Source organism: Glutamicibacter sp. St.4D3 (genome assembly GCF_059728615.1).
Genome location: NZ_AP039380.1, coordinates 1,996,241 through 2,009,193 on the forward strand (window position 1 = coordinate 1,996,241; position 12,953 = coordinate 2,009,193).

14 protein-coding genes, 6 tRNA genes and 1 riboswitch are annotated in these 12,953 nt (G+C 67.4%); of the genes, 7 read left to right on the plus strand and 13 right to left on the minus strand.

The genetic code is table 11. From position 1 onward, the window contains the following. Positions 1 to 52 precede the first annotated feature (52 nt). The 13 genes from hisF to AC6I21_RS09240 all read right to left on the minus strand — a co-directional run bounded on the left by hisF (position 53) and on the right by AC6I21_RS09240 (position 11,503). Complete coding sequence (hisF, locus tag AC6I21_RS09180) at positions 53 to 823, minus strand: imidazole glycerol phosphate synthase subunit HisF (protein WP_138177897.1); 771 nt, start codon at positions 821 to 823, stop codon at positions 53 to 55. A 25-nt stretch (positions 824 to 848) separates the two neighbouring features. After that, the gene (gene hisG / locus AC6I21_RS09185; RefSeq protein WP_138177899.1) at positions 849 to 1,697 is read right to left on the minus strand and encodes an ATP phosphoribosyltransferase; all 849 of its coding nucleotides are present in this window, start codon (positions 1,695 to 1,697) and stop codon (positions 849 to 851) included. A 125-nt stretch (positions 1,698 to 1,822) separates the two neighbouring features. Continuing rightward, on the minus strand, positions 1,823 to 2,086 hold the full coding sequence (locus tag AC6I21_RS09190) for a phosphoribosyl-ATP diphosphatase (protein WP_054821212.1): 264 nt from the start codon (positions 2,084 to 2,086) through the stop codon (positions 1,823 to 1,825). Positions 2,087 to 2,158: 72 nt separating this feature from the next. Then, the gene (ribH, locus tag AC6I21_RS09195; protein ID WP_138177901.1) at positions 2,159 to 2,635 is read right to left on the minus strand and encodes a 6,7-dimethyl-8-ribityllumazine synthase; all 477 of its coding nucleotides are present in this window, start codon (positions 2,633 to 2,635) and stop codon (positions 2,159 to 2,161) included. Positions 2,636 to 2,738: 103 nt separating this feature from the next. After that, on the minus strand, positions 2,739 to 3,971 hold the full coding sequence (gene ribB, locus AC6I21_RS09200; protein WP_497762251.1) for a 3,4-dihydroxy-2-butanone-4-phosphate synthase: 1,233 nt from the start codon (positions 3,969 to 3,971) through the stop codon (positions 2,739 to 2,741). Further along, on the minus strand, positions 3,968 to 4,591 hold the full coding sequence (locus AC6I21_RS09205; RefSeq protein WP_138177905.1) for a riboflavin synthase: 624 nt from the start codon (positions 4,589 to 4,591) through the stop codon (positions 3,968 to 3,970). The genes ribB and AC6I21_RS09205 overlap by 4 nt, the downstream gene beginning before the upstream one ends. Before the next feature lie 134 nt (positions 4,592 to 4,725). Continuing rightward, positions 4,726 to 5,775, minus strand: a complete 1,050-nt coding sequence (gene ribD / locus AC6I21_RS09210; protein WP_138926397.1) for a bifunctional diaminohydroxyphosphoribosylaminopyrimidine deaminase/5-amino-6-(5-phosphoribosylamino)uracil reductase RibD — start codon at positions 5,773 to 5,775, stop codon at positions 4,726 to 4,728. Next, the gene (gene pnuC / locus AC6I21_RS09215; protein WP_054821940.1) at positions 5,772 to 6,476 is read right to left on the minus strand and encodes a nicotinamide riboside transporter PnuC; all 705 of its coding nucleotides are present in this window, start codon (positions 6,474 to 6,476) and stop codon (positions 5,772 to 5,774) included. The genes ribD and pnuC overlap by 4 nt, the downstream gene beginning before the upstream one ends. 111 nt (positions 6,477 to 6,587) lie before the next feature. Continuing rightward, positions 6,588 to 6,728, minus strand: a riboswitch (FMN riboswitch). Positions 6,729 to 6,759: 31 nt separating this feature from the next. Continuing rightward, complete coding sequence (gene rpe, locus AC6I21_RS09220; protein ID WP_497762252.1) at positions 6,760 to 7,413, minus strand: ribulose-phosphate 3-epimerase; 654 nt, start codon at positions 7,411 to 7,413, stop codon at positions 6,760 to 6,762. Between the two features lie 96 nt (positions 7,414 to 7,509). Next, positions 7,510 to 9,021 (minus strand): RsmB/NOP family class I SAM-dependent RNA methyltransferase, encoded by a 1,512-nt coding sequence (locus tag AC6I21_RS09225; protein WP_497762253.1) that lies wholly within the window; start codon positions 9,019 to 9,021, stop codon positions 7,510 to 7,512. Beyond that, positions 9,018 to 9,950, minus strand: a complete 933-nt coding sequence (fmt, locus tag AC6I21_RS09230; RefSeq protein WP_497762254.1) for a methionyl-tRNA formyltransferase — start codon at positions 9,948 to 9,950, stop codon at positions 9,018 to 9,020. Before fmt ends, AC6I21_RS09225 begins: the two co-directional genes overlap by 4 nt. Before the next feature lies 1 nt (position 9,951). Continuing rightward, positions 9,952 to 10,518: a peptide deformylase gene (def, locus tag AC6I21_RS09235; protein ID WP_138926401.1), complete on the minus strand. Its 567-nt coding sequence runs from the start codon at positions 10,516 to 10,518 to the stop codon at positions 9,952 to 9,954. Positions 10,519 to 10,636: 118 nt separating this feature from the next. Beyond that, positions 10,637 to 11,503, minus strand: a complete 867-nt coding sequence (locus AC6I21_RS09240) for a cytochrome (RefSeq protein ID WP_497762255.1) — start codon at positions 11,501 to 11,503, stop codon at positions 10,637 to 10,639. Between the two features lie 195 nt (positions 11,504 to 11,698). Here AC6I21_RS09240 and AC6I21_RS09245 point away from each other — a divergent pair. The 7 genes from AC6I21_RS09245 (at position 11,699) to AC6I21_RS09275 (ending at position 12,763) form a co-directional block, all read left to right on the plus strand. After that, a tRNA-Gly gene (locus tag AC6I21_RS09245) sits at positions 11,699 to 11,771 on the plus strand. Positions 11,772 to 11,828: 57 nt separating this feature from the next. Next, positions 11,829 to 11,899: transfer RNA gene (locus AC6I21_RS09250), tRNA-Cys, on the plus strand. Positions 11,900 to 11,934: 35 nt separating this feature from the next. Further along, positions 11,935 to 12,006, plus strand: a tRNA-Val gene (locus tag AC6I21_RS09255). Between the two features lie 30 nt (positions 12,007 to 12,036). Next, positions 12,037 to 12,112: transfer RNA gene (locus AC6I21_RS09260), tRNA-Gly, on the plus strand. A gap of 49 nt (positions 12,113 to 12,161) precedes the next feature. Further along, positions 12,162 to 12,233 (plus strand) — tRNA-Val (locus AC6I21_RS09265). Positions 12,234 to 12,271: 38 nt separating this feature from the next. Continuing rightward, a tRNA-Gly gene (locus AC6I21_RS09270) sits at positions 12,272 to 12,347 on the plus strand. A gap of 197 nt (positions 12,348 to 12,544) precedes the next feature. Beyond that, positions 12,545 to 12,763 (plus strand): antitoxin, encoded by a 219-nt coding sequence (locus AC6I21_RS09275; protein WP_138178097.1) that lies wholly within the window; start codon positions 12,545 to 12,547, stop codon positions 12,761 to 12,763. Positions 12,764 to 12,953: the final 190 nt, after the last annotated feature.

Below are 12,953 nucleotides of genomic sequence, written 5' to 3' on the forward strand. Positions count from 1 at the left end.
TCCAAGAAGTATTAGATCTCCAGACTGAGGACCTTGCAAGGGTCCGACGCAACTAGCGTACGGGATATCCCGCTTCGCGAATTCTGTCCTTGACCTTGGCGATCATGTCGTTCGGTCCGAAGTGGAAGATCGATGCAGCCAGGACCGCGTCTGCACCCGCTTCAATAGCAGGTGGGAAGTCCTCAGGCTTTCCTGCTCCTCCGGACGCGATCAGCGGGACCTTGACCTCCGCACGGACAGCGCGAATCATCTCCAGATCAAAACCATCCTGGGTGCCATCGGCATCAATGGAGTTCAGCAGGATCTCCCCGACACCACGTTCAGCAGCTTCCTTGGCCCACGCAACTGCGCACGTTCCCGTACCGCTGCGTCCACCATGGGTGGTGACCTCGAATCCGGAAGCGATGTCCGGGTTGTCGGTCCGCCGTGCATCCAGAGACAGAACCAGAACCTGCGACCCGAAACGGTCAGTGATTTCGTTGATCACCTCGGGACGGGCGACAGCCGCGGTGTTGATCGAGGCCTTGTCCGCACCCGCACGCAGCAGACGATCGACATCCTGCGCTGTACGTACTCCGCCACCGACGGTCAGCGGAATGAAAACTTCGTCAGCGGTGCGGCGAACCACATCGTAGGTGGTTTCCCGATCCGAGCTGGAGGCGGTGACGTCGAGGAAGGTGATTTCGTCTGCCCCGGCCTCGTTGTAGCGGCGAGCCAGCTCCACCGGGTCACCGGCGTCACGCAGCCCTTCGAAATTGATGCCCTTCACGACGCGTCCAGCATCGACATCCAGGCAGGGAATGACGCGGATAGCCACAGTCATTTTCTTCTCCTTGGTTGGTGCCGAACTAGATGCGGCAGGCGTGGATCTGGCTGACGAGGATGGCGCGGGCGCCCAACTCGTAGAGCTCATCCATGATGTTGTTGGTTTGCGACTTTTGCACCATCGCACGCACCGCGCACCAGTCCGAGTCCTGCAGTGGGGACACGGTCGGTGATTCCAGACCCGGGGTCAGCGCGGCGGCCTGCTCGACCTGTTCAACGCGCACGTCGTAGTCAAGCATCACGTATTGGCGGGCCACCAGCACGCCGGACAGGCGGCGGATCAGCACTTCCAGACCGGAGGGCTTGTGATCCGTGCGTCCCAGCAGGACCGCCTCGGAGGCCAGCAGCGGGGGCCCGAAGATCTCCATGCCGGCGGCCTTGATGGTGTTTCCGGTTTCGACGACGTCGGCAATGGCATCGGCCACGCCCAGGCGGACCGAGGATTCCACGGCTCCGTCCAGGCGGACCACCGAGGCGTTGATTCCGGTTTCCTTCAGGTAGTGATCCAGCAATACGTCGTAGCTGGTGGCGATGCGCTTGCCATCCAGCTCATCCACGGAGCTGAAGGTGCCAACCGGGGCGGCGAAGCGGAACGCGGACTTGCCGATGCCCAGCGGCAGCAGCTCCTCCACCGCATCGTCCACATCGGCATCACGGTACAGGTCGCGGCCGGTGATGCCGACGTCCAGGATGCCGCGCCCAACGTACACGGCGATGTCGCGCGGGCGCAGGTAGAAGAATTCGACGTTGTTGTCCGGGTCGATGATGACCAGTTCGCGGTTGTCGCGGCGCTGCAGGTAGCCGGCTTCCTTGAACATGGTGGAGGCGATGTCTGACAGAGCACCCTTGTTGGGCAGTGCTACGCGAAGCATGTGGTTCTCTTTTCTGCTGTGGCGCACGGCAGGATGCTCACCTGCGGCGCCAAGGGATGATGGCTTGCCGGTGTCTATGCCGTCGGGCAGGGTGGGTTCGGGCTGGCGAACCCACCGCGCGACGGCTACAAATGCTTGTAGATATCGGCCAGGTCCAGTCCCTTGGCGATCATCATCACCTGGACGTGGTAGAGAAGCTGCGAGATTTCCTCGGCTGCCGCCTCGTCACTTTCGTATTCGGCGGCCATCCACACTTCGGCGGCCTCCTCGACGATTTTCTTGCCGATTCCGTGGACTCCGGAATCCAGTTCTGTGACGGTACGAGAGCCTTCAGGTCGGGTTTGGGCCTTGAGCGAGAGTTCGCTGAAGAGCTCGTCAAATGTTTTCACGTGTCTTAGCCTAGCGTTTTTGGGTACGCCGGTTCATCACGGCGTACCCATTGTGACGAAGCGGTAACCGGTTCAGCGCAGGGCTGCGGCGGTCATGACCGCGGCCGAGAACGCCTCATGCCCCTTGTCCTCCGAGGATCCTTCCAATCCCGCCCGGTCCAGTGCCTGCTGCTCATTGTCGCAGGTGAGCACGCCGAAGCCGATGGGGGTTCGGGTCTCCACGCTGACCTGGGTCAGACCCATGGTCGCCGCCTGGCAGACGTAGTCGAAGTGCGGGGTGCCGCCGCGGATCACCACCCCCAGGGCGATGACGGCATCGTACTTTTCGGCCAGGACCCGGGCGGCGACCGGCAGCTCAAAGGAACCCGGGACGCGCACCAGGTGTACGTCGGCGATGTTGGCTTCCTGCGCGGCGCGCTGGGCTCCGGCGATCAGCCCGTTCATCACGGTTTCGTGCCAGCTGGCCGCGACGATGGCGACCTTCAGGTTCGGGGTGTCCAGCGCCTTGAGCTGCTCGCTGGTGTTGGTGGGGGCTCCGTGCTTGCTCATGATTTTCCTTCTCTGGTGGTTCGTTGCCGGGTGGCTGGCGGCGGTGCGGCGCCCCGGCGTTGCTGTTTGCCGTCGGTGTGGGTCCGAGGGGCCCGGGCGCGCATCAGGGCAGCTGCAGGTTGTGCCCGAAGCGCTGCTGCTTGGTGCGCAGGTAGCGTTCGTTCTCGGCGCGCGGGGCGACCAGGCTGGGGACCTGCTCACTGACCTCGATCCCGGCCTGGCGCAGCTTGGAGACCTTGTCCGGGTTGTTCGTCAGCAGCCGGACGCGGTCGATGCCCAGGGTGCGCAGAATGGAGACGACCGCATAGTATTCGCGGGCATCCACCGGCAGGCCCAGGTGCTCGTTCGCGTCGGCGGTGTCCAGCCCGTGCTCCTGCAGCGAGTAGGCGCGCAGCTTGTTCAGCAGCCCGATGCCGCGGCCCTCGTGGCCGCGCACGTAGACCAGGTGCCCGCCCTCGGCGGCGATCTGCGCCAGGGCGGCGTCCAGCTGTTCGCCGCAGTCACAGCGGTAGGAGCCGAACACGTCCCCGGTTAGGCATTCGGAGTGGATCCGCACCAGCGGGGCCCGGCCCGCGGACCGGGCAGGGTCCGTTTCGGCGCCGCGGACCGGGTGGCTGAGCACGATGTGCTCGTTGCCCTCCACCAGGGTGGCCCGGGCCGTGAATTCGCCGAACGCGGTGGGCAGGTGGACCGGGGCGGTCAGCTCAATGGCGTCGTTCACCCGGCGCCAGCGGGCCAGGTCCTCGATCGAGATCAGCGGCAGCCGGTGTTCTGCCGCGAAGCCGCGCAGGTCATCCAGGCGCATCATCGACCCGTCATCGTGCACGATCTCCACCAGCACCCCCACCGGCTCCAGGCCGGCGGCGACGCACAGGTCCACGGCCGCCTCGGTGTGTCCGCGGCGTTCAAGCACCCCGCGTGGGTTGGCACGCAGCGGGAAGATGTGCCCGGGGCGGTTCAGCTGGCCCGCGGTGGTGCCCGGGTCGGCCAGCAGGCGTGCGGTCAGGGCGCGGTCGGCCGCGGAAATGCCGGTGCTGATCCCTTCGGCGGCATCGCAGGAGACGGTGAAGGCGGTGCCCTTGGCGTCCTGGTTGATCCCCACCATCGGGGCCAGGCGCAGCTCGTCGGCGCGGGCGGCGCCCATCGGCACGCAGATCACCCCCGAGGAGTGGCGGATGGTGAAGCCCATCAGCTCCGGGGTGGCGAACTGGGCGGCGAAGATGATGTCGCCCTCGTTCTCGCGGTCCTCATCGTCCACCACGACAACGGCCTTCCCGGCGGCCATGGCGGCCAGGGCGGTGGGGATGGAGTCGAACTCCTTCGTGCTGGTGCTCATCGGGTGACCTCCTGGAATTCGTTGAGCCGGGCGACGTACTTGGCCAGCACGTCGACCTCGATGTTGACCTCGTCGCCCACCTGGCGGGTTCCCATGGTGGTTTCGCGCAGGGTCGTGGGAATGATGCCCACCTCCACCCAGTGGGTTTCTGCGCCGGCCGGGCTCACGGCGGTGAGGGTCAGTGAGATCCCATCCAGTGCGATGGACCCCTTTTGCGCGGTCAGCGGCGCGTACTGGGTGGGCACAGCGACGCGGAAGCTGACCCATTGCCCGTGGTCTTCGCGTGAAAGCACGCGGCCCACGGCGTCCACATGTCCCTGCACGACGTGGCCATCGAGCCGGGCCCCGGCCTTGGTGCAACGCTCCAGGTTCACGCTGGCCCCGGGTTCCAGGGCGCCGATGGTGGTGCGGCGCAGCGTTTCTCCCATCACGTCCACGCTGATTCGCGGGCCGTCGATGGCGGTGGCGGTCAGGCACACCCCGTTGATGGCGATGGATCCGCCCAGTTCGAAGTCCTGCGCGTGCCCTGGGATGTCCAGGTCCAGCACGGCGCTGTCGCTGTGCGCGTCGTGCTGCAGCCCCAGCACGGTGCCGCGGCCGCTGATGATTCCGGTAAACATTGAAAACTCCTTGTGGTGGTGCGCGGGACGGTGGGTCGCCGCAGGACCCCTGCGGCGAGGGCCGGGGTTGGGGTGGGCGGTGGCGACCGGCCGCGCTGATTCTGGCGTCTGGTGCACGGTGCCGGGCGGCGCGCCTAGGGCCGGGTGTCGGGATCCGGCAGGGGCTCCAGATGCAGCAGCACGTCGGGGCCCAGCCGGGTGAGCGCCTCCTGGTGGGCGGCGTCGAGCCGGAAGCGGCGGGCCTGGCTCAGCGTGGTCACGGTGGGGATGTTCACCGCGGTGGTGCCGGCGCCGAGGATCATCGGCGCCTGGTAGCAGTACAGTTCGTCGGCCAGGTCCGCTTCGATGAAGGCGGAGGCGATCGTGGCCCCGCCTTCGATGAGCAGGTGGTGCAGTCCCAGTTCACGGGCCCGCTCCAGCAGCTGCTGAAGGTCGTGGGTGGGCAGCTGCTCCCAGTTCGCGTCGTGCGCCAGGGCCAGCTGGTCGGGCAGCTGCCGTTTGCCGAGCACCAGCCGGTAGGGCTGGCGTTCGTGCAGTCCCCCGGCGGCGGTGCGCGCGCTTAGCCGGGGGTCGTCGCTGAGCACCGTGCCGGTGCCCACCACGATCGCATCCACCCGGGCCCGCAGCTGGTGGGCGTGCACCCGGGAGGCGTCGGAGGTGATCCACTGGCTGCTGCCGTCCGGTGCGTTGATCCGCCCGTCCAGGGATTGGGCGGTCTTCACGGTGATGAACGGGCGGTTTTGCGCCTTGGCGCGGAACCAGCGGTGGTTCAGTTCCCAGCTGGCCCGGTCCGCGGCCTGGCTGACAGTCACCCCGTGGGCGCGCAGGTACTCGGCCCCGCCGCTGGCGGCGGTGTCATCGCTCATCGCGTAGTGCACGTGCCCGATCCCGGCGGCGGCGATCGCCTGCGAGCACGGGCCGGTGCGCCCGGTGTGGTTGCAGGGTTCCAGGGTGACAACCATGGTCAGCTTCGCCGCGGCCTGGGCATCCAGCCGTCCCAGCCGGCGCAGCGCGTCGACTTCGGCGTGCGGGTGCCCGGCCCCCTGGTGGAACCCGGTGGCGATGACCCGGGCCTGCTCATCCAGGATGCACGCGCCCACCAGCGGGTTCGCCCCGCGGGTGCCGCGCGCGGCGGTCTCCAGGGCGGTGCGCAGCGCCTGCTTCAGGTCCTGGCCGGTGATCATTCGGTACCGGCCTGGATGCGCGGGTCGGGCAGCTGGGTTTCCACGCTGGGCTTTTCATGGGACTTGGCGCGCATCCACACGAAGAAGCCGACAACGGTGAACGCCCCGTAGAACAGGTACATGAAGGCGGTGGCGTAGTAGCCGGCGGAGAACAGCAGCGGTACCCCGACCGCGTCCACGGCCACCCAGATCAGCCAGAATTCGACCCAGCCCTTGGCCATCCCCCAGGTCGCCAGCAGGGATCCGACGAACGTCCACGCGTCGGCCCAGACCGGTTCGTAGGAGCCCAGCACCCGGAACAGCGGGGTCAGGGCGATGGTGCCGATGACCAGCACGGCGGCCAGGCCCATGCGTTCGCCCAGGCTCGCCCAGCGCGGGGTGACCGCCTGGCCGCCCTCGTGCTTGGCCTTCTTCCAGCGCACCCACCCGTAGATGGCCACGGTGATGAACATGATCTGGCGTCCGGCCTGCCCCAGCAGGTTCGCCGTGCTGTCATGGCCGAACAGGCTGCCCAGGAATACCGTGAGCAGCAGCAGGTTGCCGATGATGCCCACCGGCCAAGCCCAGATCTTGCGGCGCATGCCGCCAAAGGCGCTGGCCAGCCCGAAGACGTTGCCGACGACCTCGCGCACCAGCAGCGCGGAGGAGCCGATCGTGATGTAGGAATTAAAAGCTTCTGTGAGCCACCGCAGGAAATCCATCTCTACCCTTCTCGAAGCGGCGGCTCCGGGGGTACCTCATTTGACGGCCTGCAATCGAATCACCCTGCCTCGGCTTAACGCCGCCGGCCGGATGGACTCCAGCTAATCAAATTCGTGCTTCTCCCATCCAGACTTTAACTGTCGGTACCGGAATTTCACCGGTTCAGCCAAGCCGGAGCCCCTGCTGGGGTTCCTGCTCGGGTCGCGGACTATCACCGCCGGTTCGGACTTTCACCGACCCCGGAGCACGTAATTGTTGTTACTACGCTCGATTATGGCACATTTAATGCCCACTGAGGGCAAGATTTCGTAACACATCGATTTCGACGGCCGGTTCGGGGGCGGAATACACCGCGGAGCCGGCCACGAACACGTCCGCGCCGGCCTCGGCGGCCCGAAGGATCGTGTCCCGTGAGATGCCGCCGTCGACCTGCAGGGCGATCGGCTTGCCGCTGCCGTCGATCGCGGCCCGGGCGCGGCGGATCTTGGGCAGCACCAGGTCCAGGAACTTTTGTCCGCCGAACCCCGGCTCGACGGTCATCAGCAGCAGCATGTCCAGCTCGCCGAGCATGTCCAGGTACGGTTCGACCGGGGTGGCCGGGCGCAACGCCATGGAGGCCTTCGTGCCGGCCGCGCGCAGCTCGCGGGCCAGGCGCACCGGGGCGGTGGAGGCCTCCACGTGGAAGGTCACCGAGTCCACGCCCAATTGCGCGTATTCCGGGGCCCAGCGGTCCGCGTCGGCGATCATCAGGTGGATGTCCAGCGGCAGCGTGGTGCTGTTGGCGATGGCCTGCACCACCGGCTTGCCGATGGTCAGGTTCGGCACGAAGTGGTTGTCCATCACGTCCACGTGCACCGCGTCGGCGGTGTGGATGCGTTCCAGCTCGCTGGCCAGGTTCGCGAAGTCCGCGGACAGGATCGAGGGGTTGATGCGCACCGTGTCTCTCCTAGGTGGTGGGGCCCGCCGCGGTGGCCGCGGCCGGCGGTGTTGGCGGGTGGCGGTCCGGTCCCGGGGCTTGGGTGGCCCGGCCGGTCAGGCGGTCTTGGTCAGCAGCGCTAGGAACATCGCGTCGCTGCCGTGGCGGTGCGGCCACAGCTGCACCGTGGAGCCCTCCCCCAGCGGGTGGCCGCTGGGGGCGGCGCCCGGCAGCAGGACCTGCTCCACCGCGGCGGCGGTGTCCAGCAGGCGTGCGTTCCGGGTGGATTTGAGGAAGTCCTCGATCACCAGCCGGGTCTCGGCCTGGTGGGGCGAGCAGGTGACGTAGCCGATCACCCCGCCCACGCGCACCGCGTTGAACGCGGCCCGCAGCAGCTGGCCCTGCAGTTCGGTCAGCTCCGGGATGTCGCGGGGGGATTTGCGCCAGCGGGCCTCGGGGCGGCGGCGCAGCGCGCCGAGCCCGGAGCAGGGAGCGTCGAGCATGATCCGGTCGTAGTCCCCGGTGTACTGCTGCTGGGCGTAGTCCCGCCCGTCCTGGTTGGTGACCATCCAGTAGTCCTCGGGCACCCCGGCCAGGGACTTCTCCACCAGCCGGGCACGGTGTTCGGCCAGTTCGTTGGCGGTCAGCCGCGCGTCGCGCTGCAGGGCGTGGGCGCCGAGCACGGCGGCCTTCCCGCCGGGGCCGGCGCACATGTCCAGCCAGTAGCGGTCTTCGCCGGGCACCGGCAGCGGCACCTCGGCCAGTGCGTGGGCGACCACCTGGCTGCCGGCGTCCTGCACGCGCACGCTCCCCTCGCGCACCCCGGGCACCCGGGTGACGTCCCCGTGCTGGTAGGTCGCGGACCCGGCCACCAGCGGCCCGGCCTGCGCGCCGGCCTCAAGCACCGCGTCAAGGTCCCCCAGACCGGGCAGGGCCACCAGGTTCACCACCGGTGCGGCATTGTCGGCCTGCAGCAGTTCGGTGATTTCCTCGGCCGGGCGCCCGTGGGTGACCAGGGCCTGGCGCAGGGCCCGCACGATCCATTCCGGGTGCGCGTGCTCCAGACCCAGGCGCTGGGACTCGTTGGCGGCGGTGGCGGTGATCTCATCCTTCCAGGCCTGGACGTCCTTCGCGCTGACCCGGCGCAGCACCGCGTTGATCAGCCCGGAAGGCCCGGCACCGATCTGGGCGCGGGCCAGGGACACGGTTTCATCCAGCGCCGCATGGTTCGGCACCCGCATCGCCAGCAGCTGGTGGGCACCCAGACGCAGGGCGTCCAGGATCGCCGGGTCCAGTTCGCCAAGTTCACGGTCGACCAGGGTGGCCAGCACCGCGTCGTAGAAACCCTGGGCGCGCAACGCGCCGTAGGCCAGCTCGGTGGCGAACGCCGCGTCCCGCTTGTCCAGCCGGTGGTCGCGGATCAGCCGGGGCAGCACCAGGTTCGCGTAGGCGTCCGAGCCGGAGACCTCCCGCAGCGCCTTGAAGGCCACCAGCCGGGCCGGGTCCGCGCTGCGCTTGCGCTGGCCGGGGGCGGCGGCGCTGTACTGGCGCGGGCCGCGCTGCCCGCGGTTGCGGGTGCGCCCGTGTTCGTTGCGCCGTGGGGCGGAATCCTGGCTGCTGGGGCTCATGCGAAACTCACTTCCGTGCCGTTGGCCAACAGGCCGCGGGCCCAGTCGGCGGCGTCCATCATTTTCTTGCCCGGCGGCTGGATCTGGGTTGGCTCCAGCGCCCAGGTGCCGGTGCCCACCAGCACCCGGGGGCGCTTGCCCGGTTCGATCCGCACCTGGCCGGGCGCCAGGTCGGTGACCTGCGGGTGTTCACGCAGCGCGCCGAACTTGAAGCGCCCGTCGGCGACCTTGATCCAGGGGCCCGGGAACGGGCTGGTGCCGTGGGCGCGGCGGCGGATTTCGGTGGCGGGGCGGGTGAAGTCCAGCTGCGCATCGGCATCGGTGATCTTCGGCGCGTAGCTGCCCGATCCGGTCTGCGGTTCGGGGCGGGCGACCCCCGCGTCCAGGGCCTGCAGCGTGTCGACCAGCAGCCGGGAGCCGCTGTCGCTCAGCCGCTGCAGCAGGGCCCCGGCGGTGTCCATCGCCCCGATCGGCTCGGTCACCTGCCCGAACACCGGGCCGGTATCCAGCCCGGTTTCCAGTTGGAAGGTCACCGCACCGGTGATGTCATCGCCGAAGATGATGGCGTGCTGCACCGGCGCGGCCCCGCGCCACTGCGGCAGCAGGGAGAAGTGCAGGTTGATCCAGCCGTGGCGCGGCACCTGCAGCGCGTCCTGCGGCACCAGTCCCCCGTAGGCGACGATGGCGGCGGCGTCCAGGTCCAGCGCGGTTAGCTGTTCGGTGACCTGCGCGTCGATCTTGGCGGCCTTGATGATCTGCAGGCCCAGCTCCTCGGCCCGCTGGGCCACCGGGGAGGGGGTCAGCACGCGTTTGCGCCCCAGCGGGGCGTCGGGCCGGGTGAGCACCGCGGCCACGTCGAAGCCCGCGTCCACCAGGTGGTCCAGTGAGGTGACGGCGACCTCCGGGGTGCCGGCAAAGAGGATGCGCATGCTAGTTGCCTCCCAGTCCGGCGCCGAAGCTGGAGCCCAGGGCCCCGGAGCGCTGCTGCACGGTGCTGGCGGCGGTGTTCTGGTAGTTGCTGGCCCGCAGCTTCTTCCACGCGGCCTTGCGTTCGGCCTCGGACAGGCGCTCCAGGAACAGGATCCCGTCCAGGTGGTCGGTTTCGTGCTGGATGCAGCGCGCCAGCAGCCCCTCGCCCTCGATCGTGATCGGGTTGCCGTACTTGTCAAAACCGGTGGCCTTGGCGTGCCGGCGGCGCGGGACCGGGGCGGCGATGCCGGGGATGGACAGGCACCCCTCCACCACGTCCGGCTGGTAGTCCTGGCTTAGTTCCAGCACCGGGTTGATGATGTGCCCGCGCTGCCCGTTGATCTGGTAGGTGAACACCCGCAGCGACACCCCGACCTGGGGTGCGGCCAACCCGGCGCCCTCGACGTTCTCCATGGTCTGGTCCATGTCCTCTACGAGCTTTTGGACCTCGGGCCCGAACTCGGTGACCTCCTGTGCCCTGGTGCGTAGAACAGGATCCCCGATAATCCGAATTCCCAATACCGCCATAATCGGTGCGTCGTCCTTTCAACGTGTGACTTCTCAGCATGCGGCCCCGCCAGGATTTGAGGATCTCTGCCCGTGGCGTCAGCGCAGGGATCCGGCCAGGGCCGGATCAACTCTTGTCCTAGTCTACGGGCCGGGCGGCGCCGGGCTGTGGGGGCGGGCCGATCTCTATCAGCCCCGAGGGCTGCTGCAGCAGCTGGTACTGCGCCTGCCAGGTGCGGTGCAGTGCCCAGAACTTGGACCAGTAGGCGGGCATGGAGCTGGGCCGGGCGGTGAAGGTGCGCGCCCCGACCTCGCCCAGCGCGACTGCCAGCAACATCACATCGGTATCGAACGGCCACGGCTCCCAGGTCCCGGCGACCGGGTCGATGCTGTGCTCCTCGGCCTTCGCGGCCGCCGCCAGCTGCATGATGACCTTCGGGTCCGGGGACTTGACCTGTCCCTCACGGTCGGTGCCGCGGGTCTTGTAGTCCACCAGGCACACCTGGCCGCCGATGCGGGCGACCAGGTCGATGGTGCCGGCGTAGCCCACGCTCTGGTTCCACACGGTCACCTCCGCGGCGATCGGCTCCACCTTGAAGTCGCGCCACCAGGTCTCGAAATGCCGCACGAAGCCCAGTTCGCCGTTCTCCCGCAGCGCCGCCAGCGCCGCGTCCAGCTCATGCGGCTTGCCCATTTCCCGCAACGCGTACTGCTCCGCGTAGTTGTGTACCCGGTCCCCGCGGGCGGCGGCCAGGTCCCGGTGGCCTTCGGCGGCGGAGGCCGAATCGCGCACCAGCCGGCGCATGGTCGATGGGTCGCCGGTGGCCAGCGGCAGCCGGGCGTCCTCGGACAGCGTCTTGGCGGCCAGGTAGCCGGCCCACCCGGTCAGATCGACCTTCTCCATGCCGATCACGGTGGTGATGGACGGGACGGCTGGCTGCCCGCCGACCTCGCGGGCATACATTCGTCCCAGTGCTGTCTGTACGGCCAACCGAGGGGAAGTCATAGTGCGATCATGGCATACCGCCCCGACACTTCAGCCCTAGTCCGCTCCAGATTCGGTACCGATTCGCGGGGCGCGGCGGGGAAAAAGCGGCTGTGAACCAGATCTCAGCTTTTGGATTTGGTGCTTCGGCATTTTCTCGTATAGAGTTTTTACTCGTTGGAAAGACGCCGAAACGGCAGATGAACTTCCAATTTTGCGGACATAGCTCAGCTGGTAGAGCGCAACCTTGCCAAGGTTGAGGTCGCGAGTTCGAACCTCGTTGTCCGCTCGCAAAAAGATCACCGGATCGGTTCGCCGATCCACGCCCGGTTTACCGACCGGACCTGGTGGGGTGGCCGAGAGGCGAGGCAGCGGCCTGCAAAGCCGTATACGCGGGTTCGAATCCCGTCCCCACCTCGCTGGAGGCATTTGCCTCAGGCATTATCTTTTTTGCGCGATTGGCGCAGCGGTAGCGCGCTTCCCTGACACGGAAGAGGTCACTGGTTCGATCCCAGTATCGCGCACTGGACATTCATCCTCGGATGGCTGTTTACGCGGACATAGCTCAGCTGGTAGAGCGCAACCTTGCCAAGGTTGAGGTCGCGAGTTCGAACCTCGTTGTCCGCTCCAAAGTTCCTGGGGTATCCTAGGTGCTTGGCCGAAACTCTTCGGAAATTCGGCGCGATTGGCGCAGCGGTAGCGCGCTTCCCTGACACGGAAGAGGTCACTGGTTCGATCCCAGTATCGCGCACTGGACATTCATCGTATGATTAATGTTCAACACAACATGCGGACATAGCTCAGCTGGTAGAGCGCAACCTTGCCAAGGTTGAGGTCGCGAGTTCGAACCTCGTTGTCCGCTCCACTGTCAGAAGGCCACCCCCACGGGTGGCCTTCTGCTTTTCCCGCCAGCACCTCCAGCCCATGCACGCATGCATCTCGCTGATGGCTGAATTCTTGCCGACGACGGTTCAAACCTTCCCCCGGCACCGCTGTTCGGTTTACCATATCCACAAGAGTGGGGACGGCAGGTGTTCCCAGCGTTGAAGGGAGGTGGCCTTTTTGTCAGGTTTTGACGAGCTGAAGGGCAAAGCCGAAGGACTGGCGCACAAGGCTGGCCAGTTTGCCGCAGAGAATTCAGAAAAGGTGGCCAACGGCATCGATAAGGCCGGAAACTTCGTCGATGAGAAGACCGGCGGCAAGTACGCCGACAAGGTCGACTCGGTTCAAGACGGAGCGCGCAACCTCCTGAACAAGCTCAAGGGCGATAACACGCCATAGCCGTTTATTGCGCGTCGAGTCGGGCATCGCCCCAAGCGCGTAGAAGGGCGTCGAACCACCGGTTCGGCGCCCTTCGCCTATCTGCAGCCGCGTGTCCACCGCTTCAGGGCGCTTCCCGCAAGGCGGACACTGCCCCGCCTCCCCGGGCGGACAAGTGTCCGCATCGCCCATTCCTCGCAGGCCGGCGCCG

Excerpts from the sequence above, each read along its gene's own strand:
- hisF (WP_138177897.1), bottom strand. The coding sequence starts at position 823 with ATGACTGTGGCTATCCGCGTCATTCCCTGCCTGGATGTCGATGCTGGA.
- hisG (WP_138177899.1), bottom strand. The coding sequence starts at position 1,697 with ATGCTTCGCGTAGCACTGCCCAACAAGGGTGCTCTGTCAGACATCGCC.
- ribH (WP_138177901.1), bottom strand. The coding sequence starts at position 2,635 with ATGAGCAAGCACGGAGCCCCCACCAACACCAGCGAGCAGCTCAAGGCG.
- ribB (WP_497762251.1), bottom strand. The coding sequence starts at position 3,971 with ATGAGCACCAGCACGAAGGAGTTCGACTCCATCCCCACCGCCCTGGCC.
- AC6I21_RS09205 (WP_138177905.1), bottom strand. The coding sequence starts at position 4,591 with ATGTTTACCGGAATCATCAGCGGCCGCGGCACCGTGCTGGGGCTGCAG.
- ribD (WP_138926397.1), bottom strand. The coding sequence starts at position 5,775 with ATGATCACCGGCCAGGACCTGAAGCAGGCGCTGCGCACCGCCCTGGAG.
- pnuC (WP_054821940.1), bottom strand. The coding sequence starts at position 6,476 with ATGGATTTCCTGCGGTGGCTCACAGAAGCTTTTAATTCCTACATCACG.
- AC6I21_RS09225 (WP_497762253.1), bottom strand. The coding sequence starts at position 9,021 with ATGAGCCCCAGCAGCCAGGATTCCGCCCCACGGCGCAACGAACACGGG.
- fmt (WP_497762254.1), bottom strand. The coding sequence starts at position 9,950 with ATGCGCATCCTCTTTGCCGGCACCCCGGAGGTCGCCGTCACCTCACTG.
- def (WP_138926401.1), bottom strand. The coding sequence starts at position 10,518 with ATGGCGGTATTGGGAATTCGGATTATCGGGGATCCTGTTCTACGCACC.
- AC6I21_RS09240 (WP_497762255.1), bottom strand. The coding sequence starts at position 11,503 with ATGACTTCCCCTCGGTTGGCCGTACAGACAGCACTGGGACGAATGTAT.